At 70.6% G+C, this 24,177-nt stretch carries 23 protein-coding genes and 2 pseudogenes; 13 read left to right on the forward strand and 12 right to left on the reverse strand.

Features of this window, described 5'->3' with window-relative positions; genetic code table 11:
- Window positions 1-45: 45 nt before the first annotated feature.
- Window positions 46-954, forward strand: coding sequence for a LysR substrate-binding domain-containing protein (locus ACFZAT_RS31110; protein ID WP_391268881.1), 909 nt, complete (start codon window positions 46-48; stop codon window positions 952-954).
- Between the two features lie 109 nt (window positions 955-1,063).
- Window positions 1,064-1,330 (forward strand): annotated as a pseudogene (locus ACFZAT_RS31115) (helicase associated domain-containing protein); the annotation flags it as partial.
- Window positions 1,331-1,362: 32 nt separating this feature from the next.
- On the opposite strand, the gene ACFZAT_RS31120 reads toward ACFZAT_RS31115, so the two are convergent.
- The gene (locus ACFZAT_RS31120; protein WP_391268883.1) at window positions 1,363-2,001 is read right to left on the reverse strand and encodes a LysE family transporter; all 639 of its coding nucleotides are present in this window, start codon (window positions 1,999-2,001) and stop codon (window positions 1,363-1,365) included.
- 117 nt (window positions 2,002-2,118) lie between these two features.
- Here ACFZAT_RS31120 and ACFZAT_RS31125 point away from each other — a divergent pair, with 117 nt between their 5' ends.
- Entirely contained in the window at window positions 2,119-2,664 is a 546-nt protein-coding gene (locus ACFZAT_RS31125; protein ID WP_391268885.1) for a CGNR zinc finger domain-containing protein, read from the forward strand.
- A gap of 524 nt (window positions 2,665-3,188) precedes the next feature.
- A complete protein-coding gene (locus ACFZAT_RS31130) occupies window positions 3,189-4,709 on the forward strand; it encodes a multicopper oxidase domain-containing protein (protein WP_391268887.1) in 1,521 nt (506 codons plus the stop codon).
- Between the two features lie 334 nt (window positions 4,710-5,043).
- Here the strand turns inward: ACFZAT_RS31130 and ACFZAT_RS31135 are convergent, their stop codons facing one another.
- Window positions 5,044-6,303, reverse strand: a complete 1,260-nt coding sequence (locus ACFZAT_RS31135) for a tetratricopeptide repeat protein (RefSeq protein WP_391268889.1) — start codon at window positions 6,301-6,303, stop codon at window positions 5,044-5,046.
- A 201-nt stretch (window positions 6,304-6,504) separates the two neighbouring features.
- Here ACFZAT_RS31135 and ACFZAT_RS31140 point away from each other — a divergent pair, with 201 nt between their 5' ends.
- Window positions 6,505-6,777 (forward strand): hypothetical protein, encoded by a 273-nt coding sequence (locus ACFZAT_RS31140; protein ID WP_391268890.1) that lies wholly within the window; start codon window positions 6,505-6,507, stop codon window positions 6,775-6,777.
- Between the two features lie 242 nt (window positions 6,778-7,019).
- On the opposite strand, the gene ACFZAT_RS31145 is transcribed toward ACFZAT_RS31140, so the two are convergent.
- The gene (locus ACFZAT_RS31145) at window positions 7,020-7,517 is read right to left on the reverse strand and encodes a hypothetical protein (RefSeq protein WP_391268891.1); all 498 of its coding nucleotides are present in this window, start codon (window positions 7,515-7,517) and stop codon (window positions 7,020-7,022) included.
- A gap of 56 nt (window positions 7,518-7,573) precedes the next feature.
- Entirely contained in the window at window positions 7,574-8,389 is an 816-nt protein-coding gene (locus ACFZAT_RS31150; RefSeq protein ID WP_391268893.1) for an SAM-dependent methyltransferase, read from the reverse strand.
- A 215-nt stretch (window positions 8,390-8,604) separates the two neighbouring features.
- Between ACFZAT_RS31150 and ACFZAT_RS31155 the strand changes: the two genes are divergently transcribed.
- Window positions 8,605-10,296, forward strand: coding sequence for a DUF885 family protein (locus ACFZAT_RS31155; protein WP_391268895.1), 1,692 nt, complete (start codon window positions 8,605-8,607; stop codon window positions 10,294-10,296).
- Window positions 10,297-10,555: 259 nt separating this feature from the next.
- Here the strand turns inward: ACFZAT_RS31155 and ACFZAT_RS31160 are convergent, their stop codons facing one another.
- On the reverse strand, window positions 10,556-11,029 hold the full coding sequence (locus ACFZAT_RS31160) for a cupin domain-containing protein (protein WP_391268896.1): 474 nt from the start codon (window positions 11,027-11,029) through the stop codon (window positions 10,556-10,558).
- 66 nt (window positions 11,030-11,095) lie between these two features.
- Here ACFZAT_RS31160 and ACFZAT_RS31165 point away from each other — a divergent pair, with 66 nt between their 5' ends.
- Window positions 11,096-12,058 carry a DUF5937 family protein gene (locus tag ACFZAT_RS31165; RefSeq protein WP_391268898.1) on the forward strand — a complete coding sequence of 321 codons (963 nt, stop codon included), beginning with the start codon at window positions 11,096-11,098 and terminating at the stop codon, window positions 12,056-12,058.
- 264 nt (window positions 12,059-12,322) lie between these two features.
- Here ACFZAT_RS31165 and ACFZAT_RS31170 read toward each other — a convergent pair whose 3' ends face one another.
- Together ACFZAT_RS31170 and ACFZAT_RS31175 are read right to left on the reverse strand one after the other, a co-directional pair.
- On the reverse strand, window positions 12,323-12,460 hold the full coding sequence (locus ACFZAT_RS31170) for a hypothetical protein (RefSeq protein WP_391268900.1): 138 nt from the start codon (window positions 12,458-12,460) through the stop codon (window positions 12,323-12,325).
- Between the two features lie 475 nt (window positions 12,461-12,935).
- Window positions 12,936-13,277 carry a hypothetical protein gene (locus ACFZAT_RS31175; protein WP_391268903.1) on the reverse strand — a complete coding sequence of 114 codons (342 nt, stop codon included), beginning with the start codon at window positions 13,275-13,277 and terminating at the stop codon, window positions 12,936-12,938.
- A gap of 231 nt (window positions 13,278-13,508) precedes the next feature.
- On the opposite strand from ACFZAT_RS31175, the gene ACFZAT_RS31180 reads away from it, so the two are divergent.
- On the forward strand, window positions 13,509-14,153 hold the full coding sequence (locus ACFZAT_RS31180) for a DUF6518 family protein (RefSeq protein ID WP_391268904.1): 645 nt from the start codon (window positions 13,509-13,511) through the stop codon (window positions 14,151-14,153).
- A gap of 34 nt (window positions 14,154-14,187) precedes the next feature.
- Here ACFZAT_RS31180 and ACFZAT_RS31185 read toward each other — a convergent pair whose 3' ends face one another.
- Window positions 14,188-15,792 (reverse strand): tannase/feruloyl esterase family alpha/beta hydrolase, encoded by a 1,605-nt coding sequence (locus ACFZAT_RS31185; RefSeq protein ID WP_391268906.1) that lies wholly within the window; start codon window positions 15,790-15,792, stop codon window positions 14,188-14,190.
- A gap of 385 nt (window positions 15,793-16,177) precedes the next feature.
- Between ACFZAT_RS31185 and ACFZAT_RS31190 the strand changes: the two genes are divergently transcribed.
- From ACFZAT_RS31190 to ACFZAT_RS31200, 3 genes are all read left to right on the forward strand, one after another.
- Window positions 16,178-16,741, forward strand: a complete 564-nt coding sequence (locus ACFZAT_RS31190) for an ABATE domain-containing protein (RefSeq protein WP_391268907.1) — start codon at window positions 16,178-16,180, stop codon at window positions 16,739-16,741.
- A 281-nt stretch (window positions 16,742-17,022) separates the two neighbouring features.
- On the forward strand, window positions 17,023-18,450 hold the full coding sequence (locus ACFZAT_RS31195; RefSeq protein ID WP_391268909.1) for a glycosyltransferase family 39 protein: 1,428 nt from the start codon (window positions 17,023-17,025) through the stop codon (window positions 18,448-18,450).
- A gap of 30 nt (window positions 18,451-18,480) precedes the next feature.
- Entirely contained in the window at window positions 18,481-19,137 is a 657-nt protein-coding gene (locus tag ACFZAT_RS31200; RefSeq protein WP_391268911.1) for a maleylpyruvate isomerase N-terminal domain-containing protein, read from the forward strand.
- Window positions 19,138-19,185: 48 nt separating this feature from the next.
- Here ACFZAT_RS31200 and ACFZAT_RS31205 read toward each other — a convergent pair.
- Window positions 19,186-19,287, reverse strand: a pseudogene (locus tag ACFZAT_RS31205) (MarR family transcriptional regulator); the annotation flags it as partial.
- A gap of 72 nt (window positions 19,288-19,359) precedes the next feature.
- Entirely contained in the window at window positions 19,360-19,551 is a 192-nt protein-coding gene (locus ACFZAT_RS31210) for a hypothetical protein (protein ID WP_391268913.1), read from the reverse strand.
- A gap of 433 nt (window positions 19,552-19,984) precedes the next feature.
- Between ACFZAT_RS31210 and ACFZAT_RS31215 the strand changes: the two genes are divergently transcribed.
- The gene (locus ACFZAT_RS31215; RefSeq protein ID WP_391268915.1) at window positions 19,985-21,061 is read left to right on the forward strand and encodes an alpha/beta fold hydrolase; all 1,077 of its coding nucleotides are present in this window, start codon (window positions 19,985-19,987) and stop codon (window positions 21,059-21,061) included.
- A gap of 268 nt (window positions 21,062-21,329) precedes the next feature.
- Here ACFZAT_RS31215 and ACFZAT_RS31220 read toward each other — a convergent pair whose 3' ends face one another.
- A complete protein-coding gene (locus tag ACFZAT_RS31220; protein ID WP_391268916.1) occupies window positions 21,330-22,166 on the reverse strand; it encodes a prephenate dehydratase in 837 nt (278 codons plus the stop codon).
- A 228-nt stretch (window positions 22,167-22,394) separates the two neighbouring features.
- Complete coding sequence (locus ACFZAT_RS31225; protein ID WP_391268918.1) at window positions 22,395-23,225, reverse strand: helix-turn-helix domain-containing protein; 831 nt, start codon at window positions 23,223-23,225, stop codon at window positions 22,395-22,397.
- A gap of 93 nt (window positions 23,226-23,318) precedes the next feature.
- Here ACFZAT_RS31225 and ACFZAT_RS31230 point away from each other — a divergent pair, with 93 nt between their 5' ends.
- Window positions 23,319-24,143 (forward strand): alpha/beta fold hydrolase, encoded by an 825-nt coding sequence (locus ACFZAT_RS31230; protein ID WP_391268921.1) that lies wholly within the window; start codon window positions 23,319-23,321, stop codon window positions 24,141-24,143.
- Window positions 24,144-24,177: the final 34 nt, after the last annotated feature.

Raw genomic sequence — 24,177 nt, forward strand, 5'->3', positions numbered from 1 at the left:
ATCGTGGGCATCGCTGTTTCCGATGGCATTGCTATCGTCGACCGCATGGACACCCGGCTGTTGATCACCTTCACCACTGTCGCCCGGACCGGGAGCCTTACGGCCGCTGCGGAGCGCCTGCACCTCGTCCAGTCCACCGTCACCGCCCAGGTCAAGGCGCTGGAGAAGGAACTCGGTCTGCGCCTGTTCGACAGGCTGCCGCGCGGGGTGGTGCTCACCGGCGCGGGACGCGAGGTGATGACGCACGCCGAGGCGGTGCTGGAAGCCGAGTCCCGGCTGCGGGTGGTCGCCGCCTCGTCCGGCGGCACGAGCGGCCAGGTGACCGGACGGGTGGTGCTCTCGGCCGGCGAGACACTGGTGTCCGCACGGCTGCCGGGAGTCATCGCCGCGCTGCGGCGCAGCCACCCCGGGATCGAGGTGGACCTGCGCACGATGGGAACCACTGCCGCCGTCGCCGAGCTCCGCACCGGCGAGCTGGACCTCGCCCTGCTGCTGGAGGACGAGGCGGCCTTCCGGGACATCGAGTGCACGCCGCTGGCCCGCGAACCGCTGGTGATCGTCTGCTCCCCCGACCACCCCGCCGCCCGCCGCGCCACCGACCCGCCCGCCGGCTGGACGGAACTGGCCCGCGAGGACTACTTCTTGCACGAACAGGGCTGCTCGTACAGCGACCGCTTCATCGAACGGCTGCTCATTGCCGCCGAGGACGCGCCGCCCCGCATCACGCGCTTCGGCAGCCTGGAGGCCGCCAGATCCTGCGTGACCGCCGGCCTCGGACTCAGCTTGCTGGCGCGCGCCAACGTCGCGGAAGCACTCGCGTCGGGCCGCCTGACACAGGTGCCCGGCCCGCAGCTTCCCGACGTCACCGTCCAGCTGGCCCGCCACCGCCGACGCTGGCTCTCACCCGCCGCAGCCGCGCTCACCGCTGAGCTACCACGCCATTTTCCGCGCTGAGCGCTGCTGCGGCCGACGCCGTCCAGTTCGGCTACATCCGCATCCGCAGGTCGCCGGGCCGATTCGCTTCCCTCTCCGTAGAACGCTGTTGCCGGGACGGCAGTGCCCGGTGCCGGGGTCGAGCCGCTGCAAGCCCGTCAGGGGCCTGGAGGCCGCCGTCATCTACGCCCGCGAACACCGCCACCTCCGTGTCCCGTTCACCTTCCGGGTGCTCGCCGCCGTCGACGACCCAGAGGCGGAAGGCGCGGGGTGGCCGGCCTCGCTCGCCAACTTCACGCTGGGGCAGTGGGATGCCGAGTTTGAACAGCGGCGTGCGGAAGGGCTGCCGGTGGAGTCGTCGGCCGGGGCGCTGTCGGGCGAGCGGCGTGAGCAGCTGGAGGAGATCGACGATGGCGAGCCGCCCCGCAGTCACGCCACGACAGCGGTCGAGGCGCTGAGCAGAAGAAAGAGCGCGAGAAGGGCGAATGTCGTCGCGGTTACCAGGTTCACCACCAGCCCCGTGCGTCGCCCCTGTGCAAACCCTCGCCCCAGCCATCCGGCGCACAGGCCGATCAGACTGTCCCAGACAAATCCTACGACGAGGAAGAGCAGTCCCAGGATGAGCAGTTGAGCCCACAGCGGACCGTTTGCAGGGGTCGTGAAGCGAGGCAGGAAGGCCGCAAAGAACAGCACGGTCTTCGGATTGAGCACATTGGTGAGCACGGCTCGGCGCAGGACCCGGCCTCCGGGCGCCGTGCTGGAAACCGCGGGCGGCGCCGTTCGGGCCGACCGGACCGTGGTCACCGCCAGCCAGCCGAGGTAGAGACCGCCGGCCAGTTCCACCATGTGCTGAGCAGCGGGGATCGAGCGGAGCAGAGCGGCGAGTCCCAGTGCGGCGGCCATGACATGAGCGACCATCCCCATGGCCATCCCCAAGGCCGAGAGCAGGCCGGCTCGCGGGCCGCGTTCCAATGCCACGGCCACGATGTAGGCGGAGTCCGGACCCGGAGCAATGGTGATGATCGCGACCGCGGCGAGAAAGGCGGGCAGAAGCGTGAGGTCGGGCATGTTTGCCTCCCTGCTCGGACACCCCAACGCGTAACGTACATTTGATTCTCAACACGTTACCGAGGACGCGAGGCAGTTGCAACGCCCAGTGCCCGCTCTACGCGTTACACTTGCGCCATGGCAGCCACCTTCACCGAGCTCCCCGTAGAAGAGCTGACGGAGTTCATCAATGCGTGGGGCACGCTGCCGCGTGAAGCCGCAGGCCGTAGCGCCCCTTCGCAGCACGTCGGCATCGCAGCGCACCTCGGCCTGCCCGCGGACGTCGACGCGAAGCTGACTGCCGGGGCACTCACCCGGACCGCCGACCGCCTGCATGCCGTCTTCGCCGCGGAGAGCAGCGAAAAGGGCGCGCAACAGTTGACGGACATGCTTGCCGACACGGGAGCCCGCCCCGTCCTGGAGGTTGCGGCCCATGGCTCCCTGAACGCCGCGTGGCGCGTCAATGACCTCGACCAGCTGCTTCTGGCGTCCTCGGCCCTCGCCCTGCGCGCATACGTGGCCGCCCACGGCTTCAACCGCATCGGGATCTGCACGGGTGACCGTTGCGTGGACGTCTACATCGACCGCTCCCCCGGTGGCCGGCGCCGGTTCTGCTCTGTGACCTGCCAAAACCGCACACGCGTGGCCGCGTTCCGCAGACGTAGAGCAGCACCCGACGGATGAAGGCCGGGCCGGCGCGGGGCTGAACACGAGCGGCACGCATCACCCACGTGGTCGTGGTCCTCGGCGAGCTGAACCAGTCGGCAGTCACGGGACGGTGGCGCGGGGAACGTACCCCCTGAGCTCTGTGCCGCCGAGGCTGTGGCTCCGCCACTCGCACCGGGGTGGCGGACGCTTGCGGTGCTCACTCGGAGACGTCGGCTCCGTCCCGGGCCGCGTCCATTGAGTAGGTCAGGAACACCGTCCTCGTAGCGTGGCGGTCGTACGCGGCTCGCGGCCGGTAACTGTCCTCGGCTGTCCGCCGGCGGACGTTGGGCCACCTTTTGGCTCCGGCAGCTCGGCAAAGTTCGGCCAGAAGGGCGCACGTCAGGCCGGAGAGAGGCCGGCATCCGGACAGCCCAGCCCTGGGCAGCGCAGATGAGCCGGAAGGAGCAGACGCTTGCCGGGGTCGAGCCAGGGACCTGTCAGGGGTCTGTCAGGGATCTTCCTCATGTGCCGGGCCCTCCCCCGGCGGGAGTCTGAGAGGCATGGAGAAAAGCGGGGGACGACGGCGGCTGAGACGCGTACTCATCACGTTCACGGTGGTGCTGGCGGTGCTGGTAGCAGCGATCGGGAGCGGCTTCGCCTGGCTGTGGACGCGGGCCGACGTCAACACCGTCGGGAAAGTCCGGTTCAGCAGGCCGCTGGCTGTGCCGCCCCTGGCGGAATCGACCGTGGAAGCGGACGGCACACGGGTCTTCGACCTGCGGATGCAGTCGGGCACGACCGAGTTCAAGGACGGCGTCCGAACCCCGACCTGGGGCTTCAACGGCAGCTACCTCGGGCCGACGCTGCGCGCCGAGCGCGGCGAGCGGGTCGAGGTGCGGGTGCGCAACGCCTTGGACGAGGCGTCCAGCGTGCACTGGCACGGCATGCACCTGCCCGCCGCGATGGACGGCGGGCCGCACCAGATGGTGGCGGCCGGCGGAGAGTGGGCCCCTCATTGGAAGATCGACCAGCCGGCCGCCACGCTCTGGTACCACCCTCATCCTCACGGGGCGACCGAGGACCAGGTGCAGCGCGGTCTGGCCGGCATGTTCCTCCTCGACGACGCACGCTCCAAGCAGCTGAAGCTGCCCGCCAAGTATGGCGTGGACGACGTCCCGGTCATCGTCCAGGACGTCACATTCGACGGGTCACGCTTCGACCACGACCACGCCTTCCTCGCCAACACCGGCTTCCTGGGAAAGCAGACACTGGTGAACGGCACGCTGGACCCGTATCTGCAGGTTGATGACGAACGCGTCCGACTGCGGCTGCTGAACGCCTCCACCGCCCGCATCTACACCTTCGGTTTCGACGACGACCGTCCATTCGACCTCATCGGGACCGACGGCGGGCTGCTCGAGAAACCGACGCCGATGAACCGAGTACAGCTCTCCCCCGGCGAACGGGCTGAGATCGTCGTCCGGATGCGGCCGGGCCAGCGGACCGTGCTGCGCAGCTATCCATGGCGCGAGGGCGGGGCCTGGGAGAAACGGTTCAACGGCGGCGACGACTCATTCGACGTCATGGAACTGCGCGCCGCGCAGCGGCTGCGCCCGTCGCCCGCGCTCCCGGCCGAGCTGGGCAAGCTCGAACTGCCGGACCCCAAGGACACCACACAGGGAAGGTTCTTCGAATTGCGCAGGTCGGGCATCAACGGCAAACCGATGGCCATGGACCGGGTGGACGACGTCGTGACGCGAGGGACGACCGAGACATGGACGCTGCGTAACGGCGGTGACATGACCCACAACTTCCACGTCCACGACGTGCAGTTCAGGGTGCTGGAGGTGAACGGCCGCGAGCCCGAGCCCGCGTTGCGTGGTCGCAAGGACACCGTCGCAGTACCGATGGGAATCACCATGAAGATCGTGCTGCGGTTCGACGGGCCCGCCGATCCGGACACCCCGTACATGTACCACTGCCACCTGCTGGACCACGAGGACCACGGAATGATGGGTCAGTTCGTCGTCGTCGAACCCGGACAGCATGCCGGCAGCCCCAAGACACATGCGGGACACTGAGGCTGCCCCCCGGACGCTTCACGCCGAGGCGTCTGGCGTAGCGCATGCGCGGGTCAGCGGGCGGTGAGGAAAACGCATGGGGCCTTGCGCCACCGCGCGCCGTACCCGCCGAAACCGGCCTGACGGGGCGGAGAGCAGTCGGCATGCCTGGAGATGGGCGGTCCGGTCGGTGGCGGCGCGGCGGCGCCCCCGGACGGCTGTGATCGAGCGAGTGTCGGGCATCGGGCTGAGTCCCGCGGGTGGAAGGTCGCAAGCGAGAGCCGCCGGGGTCGGGGCGGGCCGGTTGGGAAGTGACGGATGGCCAGGCGTCTGAGGGGCGCGGCTGAGCGCTATTTCAGGGGCTGAGGCGTTCGATGCCTTCCTGGGCTTCCCGGATCACACTCCGGTGCCCGCCTTGTTCACCGATGTCCACGGCGTGCATGTAGTGCTCGCGGGCCTGTCCGTGGTCGCCTTCGCGTTCCGTGCAACGGGCGAGCAGCACGAGGCTGTGTCCTGCGAAAGAGCCGTTCCCCGAATCAAGACCGGCTTGCGCAGCCTGCGTGTAGTGCTTCTGTTCTCGTTCGGGGTCTTGCTGGTCGCGCGCCAGTTCGGCCATTTCGCGATGGGTCCAGCCTGCGGCTGCGTAGCAGCGATGCTCGTTCGCCACCGTCAAGGCTTGCTCGAAGAAGTTCTTGGCGATTGCGGGCGAGTGGGCACGGCGCCAGTAGAGGCCGAGGTTGTACAGGCACCATGCCTGCAGCGAGAAGTCATTGATGTCCTGGGCGACGACGTAGGCCCGGGTGAAGTACGTCAGTGCTGTCTCGTGGTCGTCTCCTCGCCAGCGGCATGATCCCAGTCCGTCCCAGGCCCAGCCCTGCTGACGTCTGGCCCGGTGCCGGGTGGCGAGGTCGAGGGCCTCCCAGTAGTCCTGCTCGGCCTGCGGCAACGCGCCGATGCCGCGCATTTGTCCTGCGCGCTGGAGCAGGCTTTCGATCTCGGCGACCTCGGCGTCCGAGGCGTGTCGTGCTGCTGCGGCAGCGTTCTCCAGGAACGCCACGCGTTTCGCGAGCGCGTCCCGTTCGCGGATGAGGTCGGGAAGTTGAGCCGCGGTAACGAGTTCGGCGTGCGCCTCTGATCCGCGTGATTCGTCTGATTCCTGTGATCCGTCTGATTCCTGCGATCCGTGTGATTCCTGCGATCCGTCTGGTCCGCCTCGTCCTTCTGAGCTGTCCGGTCCTTCTGGTCCCGGCGGCTCCGGTTCCGCGTGTGACGGCGACTTGTAGCGGTCCTTGGCCTTCTGGATTTCTACCCACCGGTTGCGCCACCGTTCGACCCGCGCGTCGTCTCTGCGCACCGCACGGCCGTCCTCGAAGGCGAGCAGGGTCCGCACCAGCTCGATCAGGAAGTCGCGGCTCGGCAGGCGTTTGCCCGCCAATGCCTCGCTGACGGCCGCTGTCGACAGGGGCCGCGAGCTCGATGCCGCCTTACGGATCTGGCTCAGTGAGGGCTTGCCGCAGGAGATGCGCAAATGGCGCAGTTGCTCGGCGAAGGCACGCAACTGCTGCTCGTATTCGGTCGGGACCGGTGGTACGGCGTCGCTTCTCGGTTCCGTCACGTGCGCCCCCTGACGATGCGTGAGGACCACGGTAGGTCCGGTTGCGCGGGGCGGCACCGAAAACTGCCGAACAGCTGCGAACGGGTTCGCTGTTCGGCCGAACAGGGGCGGTGTACGGCGCGTGAGCAGCATCGTTCGCGTACGCACGAGACCATTCGGTCCGTGGCGGGACGGGGCTGAGGCAGCGCTCCACTGGTGGACATGAGAAACCACGACATCACCCCGACCACCGAAGCATCCTCCGCACCCGTCGCCGGGGAAGACATGATCCGTCCCGCACCCGAGCGCCCGGCGAGCACGCCGGCCTCGATGAGGGGGCGTGTGCTGGACCTGATCGCATTCGTCGTCCTGCTCACGGTGGCGGCCTGCGTGTTCGCCATCGCCGGGCCGGCTGCCTTCACCACGGTCACCAGCGTGGGCATGGTCATGTATTCGACCTGGCGCTCGACCCAGCAGCGCCCACCCAGCCGCTGAGCGCCGGTTACGTGCCGCCGCCCGGGCGGCGGCCCTCGTCCAGCGGGACGGCGGCGGCTGCCCCTGATGACAGCGAGGTGAGCTCAGGCCCGCCTCCCGCGCTGGGGTGTGCCCGGGCAGCCGGAGCGGCGTCCGGGCACGTACCCAACCGCGCGGTGGCCGGGCGTACGTCGAAGGCGTGCCACACACGCGAACGTGGCGGCACCTCACCGCTTTGAGCCGGTTCTCCCTTCGAGTAGGGGTCAGCCATGGCGGGTGATCTGCCGGGAAAGCCCCTCGAAGAAGTCCTGAAGGCCGGCCGCAGCAAGGTCGAACTGGTCGGACCACGAAGCGGTGGTCGACCTCCAGACCCGTCCGGAGTCTGCCAGTGCGAACAGATGGCCGCTCCCGTCGCCGGCGAATACCAGGGCAGGCTCTTCCCCGTCGATCTGCACGGCCCCGTACGCGCGGAAGTGGTCCGCGACCAGCGCGGCCGGGTGGACGAAGCAGCCGTTCTCCACATCGGGCAAGGAGACCTCAGCGATCACCCAGTACATCGTGGTCAGGTCCGAGGGGATGGGCGTCAGCTCCACAAGCGCCTCGGTGGCCTGATGGCTCGCCGCCGAAGCGCGCACCACCACGTTGCTGCCGGGCTCGAAGCCATGCCGTGCGTGGAACGCCTCCATCAGCTTCGGGAGCGCCGCGTCCGCCTGCCTGCACCAGCCGCGAAGCCACTCGGCATCAAGCCTTTCGTCAGCCACGGTCACTCCCTCTTGCTTCCGCCGCGGGAGAAGGGGGTGGCGACGCCTTTCACCCCTCAGGCAGTTCCGTGCTTGAGGCCCAGGCCGCCACGGAATCCCATGTCGTCAGGCCCCTCGGGCACCGATGCGTCCGGGCGCCAGCGGTCGACGGGCACTACGCCCGGCTCCAGCAGTTCCAGCCCCGTGAAGAACGCCTCGATCTGCTTCTGAGTGCGCAGCACCACGGGCTTGGAGACCTTGTTCTGCCGGTAGAAGGCCGATGCCTCCGCTGCCCTGACGGGGTCCGCGTCACCACAGGCATGGGACAACGCGACATACGATCCGGCCGGAAGTGCGTCCACGAGAACCCGCAGGACGCCCGCCGGGTCCTCCTCTTCGTCGAGGAAGTGAAGGATCGCGGCCAGGACCAGGCCCACCGGACGTGTCATGTCGAGTGTCTCGGTCACCTCGGGTGATTCCAGTACCGCGCGCGGGTCACGCAAGTCGGCTTGCAAATAGGTCGAGCGGCCCTCCGGTGATATCGGTGTGAGCAGCGCCTCGGCGTGCCGCAGCACCACGGGGTCGTTGTCCACGTAGACGATCCGGGCCGAGGGCGCCATGCCTTGAGCGATTTCGTGCAGGTTGGGCCGGGTGGGGATGCCGGTGCCGATGTCCAGGAACTGTGTGACACCGCCCTCTTTCACCATGTGCCGTACGGCGCGCGCCATCCATGCCCGGTTCTGCTGCGCGCTGCGCTGGATCTCCGGCCAGCGCTGGGCGATGCCTTCCGCGACGGCTTGGTCCACCGGGTAGTTGTCCTTGCCACCGAGGAGGCTGTCGTAGACCCGCGCCGGGTGCGGCTTTCCCTGTTCGAATGACCCGCTGGGGAACACACGATCTCCTTCACGCGATGGCACGTTCGGTTCACACAACAAAGCTCTGGCCAGAGCCATTTGAACATACTGGCCCGTACGAACCTCCCTTTGCTCCTGGGTGGTTTCCGCCTGACTCATCACGTCGCAGGGGCGGGTGCCTGCCCTCGCGGTGCGGCCTCGCGGACCTCGGGACGACCGATGACTGGCGTCGGCTTCTGCGTAAGGATGACCACATGACGCAGATCGACAACCCGCTTCCTCGTCAAGTCGCCGACGCATACGTCGACGCCCTCATCGTGCTTGACCCGATCACGGGTACTTTCCTCGGTGTGCCGGAGAGTGCCGGCCGCTTGCCCGACACTTCGCCGGCCGGTGCGGACGGCCTCGCGGCCCTCGCGCGGGAGACCCTCGCTCGCCTCACCGAGGCCGAGCGCCTGCCCGGTGCCGACAGCGGGTCCGAACGCCGCTGCGCTCGGCTGTTGCGCGAACGCCTTACTGCGGAACTCGCTGTTCACGACGCCGGTGAGCACCTGCGCGCCGTAGGCAACATAGCGACGCCGCCGCACTTCGTCCGTGATGTGTTCACGGCGATGCCGACGCGGACCGAGGACGACTGGGCAGCCGTCGCCGAGCGCCTGCGGGCCGTGCCCCGGGCGCTGGCCGGGTACCGCGAGTGCCTGGCCCTCGGTCTGCGGCGCGAGCTGTACGCGGCTCCCCGCCCCACCGCCACGTTCGCCGGTCAGCTCGATCAGTGGGTCGACTCCGACGGCCAAGGGCGAGGCTGGTTCGAAGAGTTCGCGGCCGGTGGTCCCGACGCTCTGCGCGGTGAGCTGGACGAGGCGGCCCGTGCCGCCACTGCCGCCGTCGCCGGGCTGCGGGACTGGATCCGCGCGGAGTACGAACCCGCCGTGCAAGGCGCCCCGGACGCCGTCGGCCGCGAGCGCTACGCCCGCTGGGCCCGTTACTACAACGGCACCGACCTCGACCTCGACGAGGCGTACGCCTACGGCTGGTCGGAGTTCCATCGTCTGCTCGCCGAGATGCGGGCCGAGGCCGAACGCGTCCTCCCCGGCGCCGACACCCCCTGGACCGCGCTGGCCGGGTTGCGCGAGCACGGCCGGCACATCGAGGGCGAGGAGGAGGTCTGTGCCTGGCTCCAGGGCCTGATGGACCAGGCGATCAACGCCCTGGACGGCACGCATTTCGAACTCGCCGACCGGGTCAGGCGTGTGGAGTCCCGTATCGCGCCGTCCGGCGGCGGCGGAGGCCCGTACTACACCCCGCCCTCCGAGGACTTCTCGCGGCCCGGCCGCACCTGGCTGCCGACCATGGGCGAGACCCGCTTCCCGGTGTACGACCTGGTGTCCACCTGGTATCACGAGGGCGTTCCCGGCCACCACCTCCAGCTCGCCCAGTGGATACACGTCTCGGGAGACCTCTCCCGCTACCAGGCGACCGTCGGCATGGTCAGCGCCAATATCGAGGGCTGGGCCCTCTACGCCGAGCGTCTGATGGACGAACTCGGATTCCTGAAGGAGGCCGAGGAACGGCTCGGCTATCTGGACGCGCAGATGATGCGCGCCTGCCGGGTGATCGTCGATATCGGCATGCACCTGGAGCTCGACATCCCGGCCGACTCCCCGTTCCGTCCGGGTGAGCGGTGGACGCCCCGCCTCGCCCAGGAGTTCATCGGCGCGTACAGCAGCCGCCCGGCGGACTACGTGGAGAGCCAGCTCATCCGCTATCTGACGATGCCCGGGCAGGCGATCGGCTACAAGCTCGGGGAACGGGCCTGGCTGCTCGGCCGGGAAAGGGCGATGGAGCGCCGGGGCGATGCCTTCGACCTGAAGGCCTGGCACATGGCCGCCCTCTCTCAGGGCTCCCTGGGCCTGGACGACCTGATCGACGAGCTCTCCCGGCTCTGACGGGCGGGCCCAGTCGCGCCCCGAACGCGGCGATCCATGCCGCTCGTCGCCGAACCGGCCCGCGAGGCCCTCGCCGCCCACGTGGACGCCCACCGCGCTGGGCGTCTCCGAGGCCGGCCTCTCGAAGCGGTGGCCCCGTACGGACACCGGCGCCCTTGTGTCCGCGTCCGTCCTCGCTGAGCTGCGTCATCCTGTGGCGATCCTGCCGAGGGGCGCCCGAGGGCGCCTGTCCGGCATGAGTGGACGGGGCGCGCCGCCGTCACCGCTCGTCGGCGTCGACGAAATGGTTGTCGTGGTCTTCGTGAAGCCGGCTCAACTCCTCCTCGTTGATGGTGGCGAGCTGTGCGAAGTACTCCTCCCGGGGCACACCTGGCGAGAGTGCCATCAGGAGGGTGGCTGGTTCGGCGCGTTCCTTCCGCAGGGCGTGGACGTCGCCCCTCGAAGCGTGCGCGGTGTCGCCGGGCCGCAGTGTTCGCCATGCCTGCCCGTCGAAGTAGTCGACTTCGCCTTCTTCCACGATGAAGGTCTCGCTGAAGGTCGTGTGGAAGTGCGGGGCAGGTCCGCGGCTGGAGGGCGACATGCGCCACCGGTAGATGCTCACCGTCCCGCTGGTCTCCGCCGGAGCGGCGAGGACTTCGATGGTCGATCCGCCGACGCCCAGCCGGATCGTTCGCGTCTGTCGGGCTCGCTCGGATTGCTGGGAACGCCGGGCACTCGATTCCGTGTCGGTCATGGCCCGAGTCTCAGGGTTCGGCCGTTCTGCTCGCGCTCACTTCGGCGGTGGCCTAACAATGCGGGGATGATCCGCTACCGATTGGGTGCCGGCGCTGCGAGTGTGCGGTGGGCGATGTCACCGATCCACGAAGTGGTCAGTCTTGCGCAGCTGTTGACCGAACCGCGGCGTCACGCCATGTTCCGTCCGTGGCTTCGCCGTCGCCACCTCCATCTCTCGCACCCGGACCTGCGGGCGCTCACCGTCTTCATGGCCGACGGCGCGTATCGGCCCGACTTCCTCGACCCCTCGCCGATGACCAGTGAGCCCACGTTCGAGGAAGGTATGGATGCCCTCCTCTCCGCACCGGCGGACCAGACGTACGCGGAACTGGTCGACGCCGTGCGGGGACGCGGAGCCGCCATGGGCCGCCGACTGCTCGACGACCCCGAGCGAGCCAGGTCCGAGGCCGCCGGTGCGTTGCGCCGCCTCTGGGACACAGTGGTGGAACCGGAGTGGGTGGGCATGCGGCAGGCGCTGCGTGCCGAGTTGCTGGACCGCGCCATCCAGGTAAACCGCGAGGGACTACGCGCAGTCCTTCCGCGCCTGCACCCCTCCGCGGCGTGCGAGGACGACACCGTCACCGTCGAGAAGCCGGTGGACATCGACGTCGACTGCCCGCAGGGGCTCATCCTCGTTCCGTCGCTGTTCATCACCGACCGGGTGCAATGCACCACCTCGGACCGATGGACTCCGGCCATCTATTACCCGGCGTCCGGACGGTACCTATGGGCGGCACCCCCCACCCCGAGATCCCTCCACCGTCTCCTGGGCGCGACCCGGGCGAGAATTCTTACCGCGCTCACCACGCCGCTGCAGACGACGGCGGTGGCCGCACTGGTGAACGTCTCCGTTCCGACGGCCAGCGAACACCTGGCAATCCTGCGGGACGCCGGGCTGGTCGATTGCAGCCGGGCCGGCCGCACGGCCGTGTACGAGCTCACCGAGGCTGGGCGCACTCTCCTGACTGCGGCCTCGCCACGGCCATGACAGGCCGGGGAGCTACGGCGCCCCGGCAAGGCGCGGCGCCTGGCGCGACCAGGGCCGTCGGCGGGAAAGAGTCATGCTGCACCGGCTCTGCCTCCCGGGGGCTACCGCACTGTGGGCAGGGAGCGCGGCGGACGCGACCGTACAGCCGGTGCTCCATCCCCGCGCCCAGGGGAAGCAGGTCGGTCTTCCGGCTGTTGCCCGTCACAAGGGCTTCGGCGACGCCGAGAGGTCGACTCGGGTGATAAGGAGCGGAGTTCGACGCGTTCAGCCGCCTCGCACGATCACGGCTATGCCGCCGACGGGCCGCTCGTCGCGGTACTGGGCGATCTGGAGGGGTGCGAAGGCTTCGCTGCCCACCTCGTCGGTGACGACGAGCAGCAGTTCCATGGCGCGCTGCTCCATCGGGCCCAGCGTGAGCGTGTGGTCGGTGATGACCCACCGGTTCTTGGGTGTCGGTGCCCACCGGACGAGATCCGCGACGGGTGTGGTCGGGCCGCCGGTGCGGTGCGCATTCCCTGCGGCCGAGCGGGCTCTTCGATCGCACGTTGCGGAATTCTCGAAATGGCCTGTGCCACCAGCATCGCGCCGTTCCGTGCACCCGGCAACTCAGTCGTGGGCCGGCCGCCGGCCGTGCCGCCACGGGTGCGGTCCGCGTCGGCACGTCGGTCAACTGCCTTGTAGGCGAGTGCTGTTCGTATCTGCCTCGTCCGGGTTACGGGGCCTCGTCCTTCATGAAGTGGGCGGCGGAGTCGGTCAGATCCGATGGGGCGGCCATCGCCGTGCCCAGAACGAATGCCGTGGTGAACAGAACGGTTGCGATGAGCTTCGTCAAAGTCTCTGTATTCCTCATAACTGACGGGAAGGCCGACCGCCTGGTCTAGGCGCGGCGAATCGTTCCTGCCTGCCTCTTCATCACGCGGACGATCGTTTCTGCGTGGGGCGGTTCACCGAAGAGCGGAGCGAAGGGGCCGGAGAACCCTTTCTCCTCGCCGGTCCGCACGGGCTCGGCGGACGGGTACTCGTCGGTCCAGAGCGGTCGCAGCCCGAGCGGGTACCGAATCTCCTCGAACTTGTCCGCGTGCGAAGTGTGCGCGCATTCGGTGCCGGCGCTCGGCACCCGGGCGGGCCACGCCTCCCGTTCGATGTCCTCCAGGCGTCTGCGGAAGTCGACATGCAGCTCGTCCATCGTGTCGAAGAAGCTCTCCAGCAGAGAGCACATTCCATACCTCCTGTAGCCACGCCGGCCGTCGGCCCCCACTGCGCCGATTTCGATCGTGATCGTTTACGGGATTCCAGAGTCCCCAACGACTCCCGCCCCCTGAAGGAACGTTCCAATCGGGTGATGCCGAGGCACGGGCGACCTCCTGACCTTGGACAGCAGCCGTGTATACATCGCGTGTATACATATTGCGTATAGTGCTCGGACCGGCACTCCGAAGGAAGGCGAGACATGACATACGCGGCGCCCCGACAAGAGCCTGCGCAGCGCAGGGAGTGGGCGCGTCCGCTGCTTCCGTTTCTCCTGGCGGCGGCCGGGGGGCTCCTCTTCGGGATCCTGACCAACCTGACCCAGGGGTGGCTTCCCGGCAGTTGGGGCCAGATCGCGAACTCGGGGGCCGTGTGGTGTGTGGCCGCCTTTACGGCGGGAGCACTGGCCCGGCGCGGGTCGGCCCGGGCGCCGGTGCCGGCCGGCCTGCTGGCCGAGACGTGCCTCGTCGTCGGTTACTACGGCTATGCGGAGTTCGGCCGCGACGGCATGGGGAGCCCGTTCTTCCCCCTGGTCTGGCTGGCTCTGGCCTGCGTCGCGGGGCCTCTCATGGGCTTGGCCGGCTCCTGGTGGCGCCGGGGCCGCACCCCCGGCCGCCGGATCACAGGTCTGGCCGCCCTCCCCGGGGTCTTCGGCATGGAGGGCATCCACTACGCCTGGACCCTCCACTACGCCGCCGAGGCCACCGCCTGTTTCGTCCTCCTCGCCGTACTCCCCTGCCTGGGCCGCTCGTGGCGCGAACGCCTGGCGGCTCTGGCGGTCGCGACGGCCTTCGCGGTGGCGGCGTACGGGTTGGTGGAGCTGCCGCTGAACGGCCTGTCCGCATGAGCACCACCGGTACGCACCGCCGCCACCGGGCCGGTCAGTGCCGGGACGGGACGGCGCACCGGAAGCCGGGGGCGTGGCCCTTGTAGCGGGGCATCTCGGGATAACGGCACAGGTCGCGCTCGACCGGCTTGCCGTCGGCGGTGATCAGGGTGGCGGGCAGCGTCTCGGGGGCCTTGCCGTGCTCGACCCAGGCGGTCAGCGCGGCAAGGCCGTCTGCCGAACCGTCCTGGCCGTCGAGCCCGCAGTGGCTGGTGCCCGGGGCCAGGAAGACGCGGTAGAAGGTGTCGACCGCCTTGGTGCCGCCCAGTTCCCGCTCGACCCGCTCGCGGTACTCGACGGTGCCCCGGGTCGGGATGAACTGGTCGTCCTGGCCGTGCCAGGTCAGCAGCCTGCCGCCGGACCTGCGGAACCCGGACAGGTCGGGATCGTCCGTGCCGATGAGCTTGTCGTACTCGGCCCGGGACTGCTGGAACAGCCGGGTGAACTCGCTATAGGTGATCTTGGACACGTCGTAGGACGGGTCCTTCTTCAGCCAGTTGGTGACCCAGAACTCCGGGACCGAGAAGGGAGCGCCCACGACGGTGCCGTCCGGAGTGGTCGCGGTGCCCGCCAGGCCCTTGAGGCCGGCCGTGACCGGGAGGCCGGACCACAGCCTCTTGCCGGTGGTGGTGCGCGGGCCGTCCCAGATCTTTCGGACGACGGACGCGTCGGCGGCGGTGACGGTCAGCTCCTTGCCGTCGCACACGACCTTGGTTCCGATCAGGCGGCGCGGGTCGAAGTCGCATCGGGACGGGTCATCGACCAGGCCGTCCTCGGCACCGTCGAGCGTGTCGCAGGACTTGACGGCGGCGTTGGTGAAGGCGTCCAGCTCGCAGCCGGTGGGGTAGGTCTTCTCGTTGTTCATGACGACCTGTGGCCACAGCGTGGCGACCTCGAACTCGTCCCAGTTGACCGCGGGCGCGTCGGCGAGGATGCCGTCGTAGTCGTCGGGGTGGCGCTGCGCCTCCGCATAGCCCTGGCGGCCGCCGGTGGAGCAGCCGGTGAAGTAGGAGTACGCGGCGCGCTCGGCGTAGACCGAGGCGACGGCCTGCTTGCCGACCACGGCCGCCTCGTGCTGGGAGCGGTAGGAGAAATTCTTCAGCGACGTGGTGTTGACCGTGCCGTCACTCTTCAGCGCCCAGCTCACGTCGAGGACGTCGCCGACACCGGCGTCCGTGGTGGTCGCCGCGTAGCCGCTCCTGACGGCGTTGCCCATGCCGACACCGTTGTCCCCGGCGAGGTAGGCGCTGCCGCCCAGTGCCTGGAAGCGGCCGTTCCAGCCCTTCTCCGGCAGCCAGTTGGAGATCGTCACGTGGTCGCCCTCGCCCGGGTGGGTGAGGGTGACGGTCACCTTGCAGAAGGCGGGGACGTCCTTGGCCTCGCCGCCGAGAAGGCCGGTGCCCTTGATCGTTCCGCCCGCGTCGCGGACCGCCGTCACGGACTCCACCTCGGCGCCCGCCGGCGCCTCGACCGGAGGCTGGGCGCAGTGGAACGCCGTGGTCGATGCGGGCGGCCGGCCCTCGGCGGAGGCGGCCGGCAGCCAGACCGCCGCGGCCAGGGGCACACCGGCCGCGATCGCGGTCAGAAGTCGTCGTTTCATGAGCGTCCGTCCAGGAAGTAGGGGCGTACGGGGCGAGGTGTCGACACACGTGTGCCGAAGGGAGGAGCGGAACCGGCGACAACGGGAGCCACGGGGGCACCGTGCGGCGGAGGATGAGCGGGACAGTATCACCGGTTAGACCGGTGACGAAAGAGGTGGGGGCCGGCGCTCCGGCCACCGGTCCGGGGGCCGGAGCACTGGTCGCCGACGGCGCCGCCGGGTGGGAGGGCCCTGGCGCGCACCCCTGACCGCGGGCGGAGTACCGTGCGTCTACGCGTCGCCGGTGGCGGCACGCCGGGACCGGGCAACCCCTCCGGGCAGGGGTACCGGCTCGAACGATGGCGCGTTCTTGCACCTCGGCACGGTCACCTGTCAAAATGGTGACGTGAATCTTGACCATGTCTTCGTCTGCGGGAACCCGGCGCTCGACTTCGCGGCCACCCTCCGGGCCCGGCGGTCGACGCGCTTCGAGATGTTCGTGACTCCGGACCGGCTCAACGCCTGGTACCTGGAGTCCGGGCTCGTGGACACGATCACCCCCGGCACCGAGGACGACGTCCGGGCAGCGGTCACCGTGCGCGAGGCCGCCTACCGGCTGATCACCGGCCGGCGCCTCGGCGAGGGGTTCGACCGCGAGGCACTCGCCGTGCTCAATGCCGCCGCGCGCGGGCTTCCGGTGACGCCTCAGCTCACCCCGGCGGGCCGGCACACCGAGGCGACGCCCGCCCAGGCCCTGGCCACCGTCGCCCAGCGAACGGTCGAGCTGCTCAGCGGCCCGGACGTGCCCCTGCTGAAGGAGTGCGGCAACCCCGAGTGCACCCGCGTCTACATCGACCGGTCCCGGGGCATGCGACGGCAGTGGTGCGGCATGGAGTCCTGCGGCAACAAGTACAAGGCCGCCGCCTACCGGGCCCGCAAGAAGTCCGCGGCGGCGGACGCCGCGAGCTGACCGGCCGCCGACGGGATGACGGGCAGGTTGCCGGGTGCTCCCCGCGTTCGACCCAACCCGCCTGACAGGAACCGGGATTAGGGTGTGTGCGGCTCGCAGCGAGCGGGCCGCCCCGGGCCACGTACGGCGGCCCCGGGATGCCGAAAAACCGGGGGCGGACACACATGGCGGACGAGACGGGCACAGCCGTAAGAGGCACACTCCGGACGGAAGCCGCCGGCTCCCTCCCCCCGCCGGACCGACGCGTCCTCGCCGTCGCCGGCGGGGTCTTCGCCGTACTCATGGCGCTGTCCACGCGCTACGGCTTCCACATCGACGAGCTGTACTTCCTCGACTGCGCCCGGCACCTCCAGGCGAGCTACGTGGACCAGCCGTTGCTGGCGCCGCTGCTGGCACGGGTCTCGCTGGAGCTGTTCGGCGTGTCGGAGGCCGGGCTGCGGCTGTGGCCCGCGCTCGCCGCGGCGGGCACGGTCGTCGTGGGCGGGCTGACGGCGCGGGAGTTCGGCGGCGCCCGGCGGGCGCAGCTCCTCGCGGCGGTCGCGACCGCCGCCATGCCCGTGCTCCTGGGCGGCGCGCACGTCGCCAACACGACGGCGTACGAGGTGCTGGCCTGGGCGGGGATCGCGCTCGTGGTCGTACGGATCGGCCGTACCGGCGACACCCGCTGGTGGCTCGCGGCCGGGGCGCTCGTCGGGATCGGCGCCGAGTTCAACCACCTCGCCGGGATCTTCGGGGTCGTCCTGATGGCCGCCGTCCTGCTCGGCCCGGCCCGCCGTACGGCGGCCGACCGGTGGCTCCTGGCGGGGGCCGCGCTCGCCGTGCTGCTCGTGCTGCCGGACCTGTGGTGGCAGGCGCACCACGACTGGGCGATGTTCGAGATGACCCGGGCGCTCAACGAGAAGAACGGCGGCCCGGGGCACATCCCCACCTGGATCGTCGGCCAGCTCGCGACGGCCGGGTTCGCCACGGCGATCGTGTGGTTCGCCGGCCTGCGCTTCCTGTGGCGCTCCGGCCGGCCCCTGTGGCGGTGCCTGGTCGCCGCGTACGCCGTGCTGTTCGTGCTGTTCGCCGTGACCACGGGCGCCCAGATCTACTACCTGGGCGGTCTGTACGTGTGCCTGCTGGCGGCCGGTGCCGTCGGGCTCGACGGGTGGCTGCGCGCCCGCCGGGACCGCCTGCGGGACCTCATGATCGCGACGGCGGCCTCGACCGCGGTGCTCGCCGTCATCGTCCTGCCCGTCCTGCCGCCGGGCGCGGTCGCCTGGACGTACGGCGTCAGCACGAACGCGGGCGAGACCCTGGGCTGGCCCCAACTCGTCGGCACCGTGAGCCGGGTGTGGGACGGGCTGCCGCAGGAGCAGCGCGCACACGCGGTGATCTACACGGCCGACTACGGGGAAGCGGGCGCCCTCAACGAACTCGGGCGCGGCACCGGCCTGCCGCACGCCGTGAGCGCCCACAACACCGACTGGTGGTGGGGCCCCGGCGACCCGGCCGCCACCACCGTCGTGGCCGTCGCCCCCGGACCGGAGCACGCCCCGGGCTACGAGGCCCAGCTGCGCCGGTACTTCCGGCACGTCGCCGTGGCCGCCGGTCTCACCAATCCGTACGGCATGCACAACGTGGAGTCGGGCGGTCACGTCTACGTCTGTACGGGGCCCCGTCACGCCTGGGGTGAGATGTGGCCGCAACTCCGCCACTACGGATGAGGCGTGCGGGACACGGCCTAGCGTGGACCCATGCATCCCTTTTCGCGTTCCTGGACAGCTCTGCTCGACGCCGTGGCCGCTCTTCCCGACGAGGACTTCGGGAAACCTTCCGGTTGTACGGGATGGCTCGTCCGGGACCTGGTGTGCCACCTCGTCATCGACGCGCAGGACGTCCTGATCACCTTGGTCACCCCCGCCGACGAGCCCGCCACGGCCGACGCGCCCGGCTACTGGACGTTGCTCCCCGAACCCCCGACGGGCGACGACCCGCTCGACGCGCTGATCCCACGGCTGGCGAAGGCGTACGGCGAACCGCGCTGGCTCAAGCACCACATCGACGACGTCGGCACGGCCGCCGTCCGTGCCGCCGGTCTCGCGGACCCGGCCGCCCGGGTCCGTACGCAGGACATGGTCCTCACGGTCGCCGATTACCTCTCGGCGTACGTCCTCGAAGGCACCCTGCACCACCTCGACCTCGTGGCCCACCTGCCCGCCGCCCCCGAACCGCCCGCGGAAACGCTGGCCGTGGCGCGCACCGCGCTGGAGGCCGTCGCCGGCGCGGCGTTCCCCGCCACGTTCTCGGACAGCGACGCCCTGCGCATCGGCACGGGCCGCGGCACGCCGACTCCCGCGCAGTCGGCGGAACTGGGCGCCCTGGTGGCGAAGCTCCCGCTCATTCTCGGCTGAAGGCCTCGCGTGGGGGCGCCCCGGCTCCACGATCATCTTGCGCCGGTCGTCGGGGGACGGTGCGCGGCGTACGTACCCCGCCGCTTCCAGCCGGTCGATCAGGCGGGTGGTGGGGCCGGTGGTCAGCCCGGTGCGCGCGCTCTTCTCCATAGTGGCCTTCGTGGGGCGGCGCGGAGTGCGGTGCGGTCTCCCGGAGTGCGCCGAGGGGACCGAACGGTGCTGCTACAGGCCCAGGTCGAGGGCGACGCACGAGTAGAACTTCCATGAGTTCTCGGGGGTGTAGGCGTCTCCCCCGGCACCCGGCGTGGCTTCCACCTCCGCCGTCATGTCCTCGCTGCGGATCCGCTCGGGGAGCTTGCCGAAGCGCATGTGCCTCACCGCCGCGTCGGCGTCCATGGCGACTTCCTTGTTCATGGCTCTGCCCCACTTCCTCGGTCGGGGATCATGTCGTGTCCGTCGCCCCGGGCGGCTACAGCCAGCATGCACCACCGTGCGTCACCCGTCAAACCGGTGACGAAGGGCGGAGCCCGCGCCTGGTGGCGTGACGTGCGGCACTGGAGACCGGGCGACCGGACATCGGCAAGGTCTTCCCCCCGACCCACCGGACCCCGGCACGCGGTCCACGCCGGTACTCCCTTGCCAACAGCCTCCTTCGGATCACCCGGGCCGCCGCCGCAGCGGCGCCGCCACGCGCATGGCGTCACCTGTTGGACAGGTGACGATTCTCTGTGCAAGGGTCACCATGCCCTCGCGGCCCGGCACTTCCGTACGGCAGGTGCAAGCGCCACCGCAGGCAGTGCAAGCCGGACAACGTATGAACGCTCAAACGTATGAAGGAAGGTTTGACATGATCAACAGGCGCACTTTCAGCAAGGCCGTCGGCCTGGGCACCGGCGCGACCGCGGTCTCGCTGTCGGGCCCGGGGAGCGACGCGTTCGCCTCCACCGCCTCGCACGGGCGGCCGGGCGGCGGCTCGCAGGTTCCCACCGTCCCGGCCGTCACCCCGGGCACCCACACGTCCTTCGACGAGATCAAGCAGGTCAAGGCAGGTGTCCTGAACGTCGGCTATGCCGAGGCCGGCCCCGCCCACGGCCCGGTGGTCATCCTGCTGCACGGCTGGCCGTACGACATCCACAGCTACGTCGACGTCGCCCCGCTCCTCGCCGACCTGGGCCATCGCGTCATCGTCCCGTACCTGCGCGGACACGGCAGCACCACCTTCCTGTCCGACCGCACTCCGCGCACGGCCGAGCAGTCCGCCATCGCGCTGGACGTCATCGCCCTGATGGACGCCCTGAAGATCGAGAAGGCCGCGCTGGCCGGCTTCGACTGGGGCTCGCGCACCGCCGACATCATCGCCGCCCTGTGGCCGGAGCGGGTCACCTCCATGGTCTCCACCAGCGGCTACCTCATCACCGACCGCAGGATGCAGGCCGCACCCGCCGACCCGGCTGTCGAGCGCACCTGGTGGTACCAGTGGTATTTCGCCACCCCGCGCGGCAAGGCGGCCATGGAGGCCGAGGAAAGCCGCCTCGCGCTGTGCCGCTACGTGTGGACCCTGGTCTCCCCCAACTGGGACTTCGACGACGCCATTTACAACCGCACGGCGGAGGCGTTCAAGAACCCGGACTACGCGGCCATCGTGCTCTTCAACTACCGCTGGCGCATCGGCCTGGTCGACACGGATCCCCGGTACGCGCGCCACGAGAAGCTGCTCGCCGCCCAGCCCGCCATCCACGTGCCCACCGTCACCCTCGACGCCGCGCTCGACCCCTTCACCCCGCCGCCCGGCGACGGTTCGGGCTACCGCTTCCACTTCACCGGCCCCTACGCGCACCGCACGGTCGCGAACATCGGCCACAACCTGCCGCAGGAGGCGCCCACCGCATTCGCCCAGGCCGTGGTCGACGCCGGCCACCTCTGACGGGGCGCGGGTCCGCCTCGCCCACGGCGAGCGTCTGCGGCGGTTGCGAGCCACGTCGGAGGCCCGGGTGCAGATCGCCGGGCGGCCGGTCCTGTCGCACCGCGCATCGGCACGCACCTGTACCGGCTCCACCCCAAGCTGGGCATCACCTCGCGGGCCGCACTGCGGAACGTGCTCTCCGCGCTCGATGGACCCGCGAGCGGCTGACCGAAAATGTCGTACTCGGGCCGGCGGCCCTTCCCCGAACCGCTCTCGGGTCCCCGGTCAGTCAGCGCTTCAGCCGGTGGGGATGCGCCGGGTAGACGCCCAGGATGCGCACCTCGGAGGAGAAGAACCGCAGTTCCTCCAGGGCCAGGGCGACCCGCTGCTCGTCGGGGTGGCCCTCGGCCTCGACGTAAAAGCGGCTGGCGTTGAGCCCCGCGCCGATCTGATAGCTCTCGATCTTGGTGAGGTTCACCCCGCCGGTGGCGAAGCCGCCGAGTGCCTTGTAGAGCGCGCTCGGGATGTTGCGCACGCTGAAGAACAGGCTCGTCATGGTCGGCTGCCCCGGGTCCGGGGCGGGAGCGGGCGTGCGGGACAGGACGACGAACCGCGTGGTGTTCTCCGGGTCGTCCTCGACTCCGGCGCGCAGGACGTCGAGACCGTGCAGCCCGGCCGCGGCGGGGGGCGCGAGTGCCGCGTGCCGCGCGTCGCCCAGCTCGGCCACCTCGCGCGCCGCGCCGGCGGTGTCGTCGCAGACCAGGGTCCGCCAGCCGCCTTCCCGCAGCAGCTTGCGGCACTGCCCCAGGGCGTGCACGTGGCTGCGGACGCACTCCACCTGGTCGAGGATGGCGCCGGCGACGCCCATCAGGTCGAAACGGATGGCGAGGAAGTACTCGCCGACGATGAACAGCCCGGACTCCGGCAGCAGGTGGTGCACGTCGGCGACGCGTCCGGCCGCGGAGTTGTCCACCGGAATCACGGCAAGGTCCGCGTCGCCGAGGGCCACGGCGTCGAGGGCCTGCTCGAAGCCGGTGCAGGGGTGCTCAGAGGCGTCCGGGAACAGGGCGCGCGCGGCGGTCGCCGAGTTGGAGCCGGGTTCACCCTGATATGCGACGGTCGTCACCGCGTTCAGCCTTCCTGAGGAAAATCCTGTCGTGGGGCGGCAGACGTTCTGTTGCGTACCGCGCCCGCTGAAGTATCGGTGAACTCGCCTCTCTCACTCTCACCTGGGGTTGCCTCCCGGGAGAGCCCGGCCGGCTACGCCGCCGGGCTCTCCCCCGACCCCAAGGTCCACCCGGACCTCATGCTCCGGCGGCCGCCCACCGCGTCCTCGGGCCGCCTCGACGTCCCCTCAGCGCCCCGGCCAGGCGAGGTCGTCCACGGCGAGGAACGGTTCGGCGGCCAGCCCCGCCGGGGTGGCCCCGGTGAACGCCATGACGTCGCGGTGCAGGTGGGACTGGTCGGCGTACCCCGCGTCGGCGGCCACCCGGGCCGGGCCCTCGCCCGCGACCAGGCGGTGGGCGGCGTGGTCGAAGCGGACCAGGGTCGCCGCGCGCTTGGGCGGCAGGCCGAGCTGGGAGCGGAAGCGGGACCACAGCCGCTTGCGGCTCCAGCCGACGTCGGCGGCGAGCTCCTCGACCCGGGGCAGGCCGCGCCCGTCGGTGAGCCGCTGCCAGGCCCGCGCCACCTCCGGGTCCACCGGGGCCCCGGCCGCGTACCTGCGGGTGATCAGGGCGTCCGCGAGCGCGAAGCGGGCCTGCCAGGACGGGGCTTCGCCGAGCCGTTCGCGGATCCGGGACGCCTCGCGGCCCCACAGGGCATCCAGCGGGACGACGGCACCGTCGAGCTCGGAGGGCTCCACACCGAGGACCGCGCGGGCGATCACCGGGGAGAGCCGCACCTGCACGCACTCCACGTTCTCCCCGCGCACCCGCACCGCTCCTCCGGCCCCGAGGCCGGGCCCGGCGACGAGGCACCCGCGCCGCTGCTCACCGGTGGCGCGGTCGAGGACGGGCGTACCGGCGCCGAATTCGAGGAGCAGCGTGACCGCAGGGTGCGGGACCATGCGCAACGCGTCCAGGTCGTGCACGCCGAACCCGGCCATGGCGACTCCTGCCACCCGGCTCGGCCGCTGCGGACGGGCGACGTCCCACACAGCCGTACCGTGCATGAACGTGGGCACCCCTCCATGCTACGAGGACGCCACGACGGGGAAGCCGGACCGGCCGGAACATTCGTTCAATACGCGGGCGGCGCCGGTCGGGACAGTGGGGGCATGACTGCTTCCGGGACCACCGATTCATCGCTCCTCACGCTGGACGACGGCGACACCCTCCATGTGTGCCAGGACGGACCGCGCGAGGCCCCCACGCTCCTGCTGATCCACGGCTCGGCATCCTCGGCGCGTTCGTGGGACGCGCTCGTGCCCCTGCTGACGGCGTCCGGGGCCCACCGCGTCGTCCGGGTCGATCTGCTCGGGCACGGCCGGTCGGACAAGCCGGACGAGGACCGTTACGCGATCCCGGACCAGGCGCGGCGGGCCGGCGAGGTGCTGGACCGGCTCGGTGCCGGGCGGGCCGTGGTGGTGGGCCATTCCAGCGGCGGGGTGACCGCGACGGCCCTCGCCGAAGAGCGCCCCGAACTGGTGTCCGCGCTCGTGCTCGTCAACACCGGGCCGAGCCTGGGCGCGTTCATCGCCACCGGCTCCGGCGCCGCCGCCCCCGCGCAGTGGCCGCCGAGCGACGAGCAGATCCGGCAGTTCGCCAGTACGGGCTTCAGCCGCCCCGGCTACCGGGTGCCGGACGCGCTCCTCGGCGAGGTGCGCGCCATGACGCCGCACTCCTTCGCGGCCACCATGCGGGCCACCCGCGCCTATCTGGAGGAGCGGGCGCTGCCGGAGCGCCTGGCGGTGCCCGGAAAGCCGCTGCTGGTGCTCTTCGGCGAGGACGACCGCCGCTGGCGCTCCTCGTCCGCCGCCGACTACCGCGCCGTCCCGGGCGCCCGGGTGGAGCTGCTGCCGGGTCTTGGGCACTCGCCGATCCTGGAGGACCCGCCCCGGGTCGCCGGGCCCCTGCTCGACTTCGCCGCGCTCCACGGGTGAGGGGAGGGCGTCGTGCGGATTCTCGTCTCCGGGG

The sequence above is a fragment of the Streptomyces sp. NPDC008163 genome (assembly GCF_042956885.1).
In the GTDB taxonomy this organism is placed as follows: Bacteria; Actinomycetota; Actinomycetes; order Streptomycetales; family Streptomycetaceae; genus Streptomyces; species Streptomyces drozdowiczii_A.

Coding starts and splice junctions, on each gene's coding strand:
- ACFZAT_RS31130 (WP_391268887.1), top strand. CDS start 3,189: ATGGAGAAAAGCGGGGGACGACGGCGGCTGAGACGCGTACTCATCACG.
- ACFZAT_RS31165 (WP_391268898.1), top strand. CDS start 11,096: ATGATCCGCTACCGATTGGGTGCCGGCGCTGCGAGTGTGCGGTGGGCG.
- ACFZAT_RS31160 (WP_391268896.1), bottom strand. CDS start 11,029: ATGACCGACACGGAATCGAGTGCCCGGCGTTCCCAGCAATCCGAGCGA.
- ACFZAT_RS31195 (WP_391268909.1), top strand. CDS start 17,023: ATGGCGCTGTCCACGCGCTACGGCTTCCACATCGACGAGCTGTACTTC.
- ACFZAT_RS31170 (WP_391268900.1), bottom strand. CDS start 12,460: ATGGAGCAGCGCGCCATGGAACTGCTGCTCGTCGTCACCGACGAGGTG.
- ACFZAT_RS31155 (WP_391268895.1), top strand. CDS start 8,605: ATGACGCAGATCGACAACCCGCTTCCTCGTCAAGTCGCCGACGCATAC.
- ACFZAT_RS31110 (WP_391268881.1), top strand. CDS start 46: ATGGACACCCGGCTGTTGATCACCTTCACCACTGTCGCCCGGACCGGG.
- ACFZAT_RS31125 (WP_391268885.1), top strand. CDS start 2,119: ATGGCAGCCACCTTCACCGAGCTCCCCGTAGAAGAGCTGACGGAGTTC.
- ACFZAT_RS31215 (WP_391268915.1), top strand. CDS start 19,985: ATGATCAACAGGCGCACTTTCAGCAAGGCCGTCGGCCTGGGCACCGGC.
- ACFZAT_RS31140 (WP_391268890.1), top strand. CDS start 6,505: ATGAGAAACCACGACATCACCCCGACCACCGAAGCATCCTCCGCACCC.
- ACFZAT_RS31120 (WP_391268883.1), bottom strand. CDS start 2,001: ATGCCCGACCTCACGCTTCTGCCCGCCTTTCTCGCCGCGGTCGCGATC.
- ACFZAT_RS31200 (WP_391268911.1), top strand. CDS start 18,481: ATGCATCCCTTTTCGCGTTCCTGGACAGCTCTGCTCGACGCCGTGGCC.
- ACFZAT_RS31185 (WP_391268906.1), bottom strand. CDS start 15,792: ATGAAACGACGACTTCTGACCGCGATCGCGGCCGGTGTGCCCCTGGCC.
- ACFZAT_RS31230 (WP_391268921.1), top strand. CDS start 23,319: ATGACTGCTTCCGGGACCACCGATTCATCGCTCCTCACGCTGGACGAC.
- ACFZAT_RS31175 (WP_391268903.1), bottom strand. CDS start 13,277: ATGTGCTCTCTGCTGGAGAGCTTCTTCGACACGATGGACGAGCTGCAT.
- ACFZAT_RS31180 (WP_391268904.1), top strand. CDS start 13,509: ATGACATACGCGGCGCCCCGACAAGAGCCTGCGCAGCGCAGGGAGTGG.
- ACFZAT_RS31210 (WP_391268913.1), bottom strand. CDS start 19,551: ATGAACAAGGAAGTCGCCATGGACGCCGACGCGGCGGTGAGGCACATG.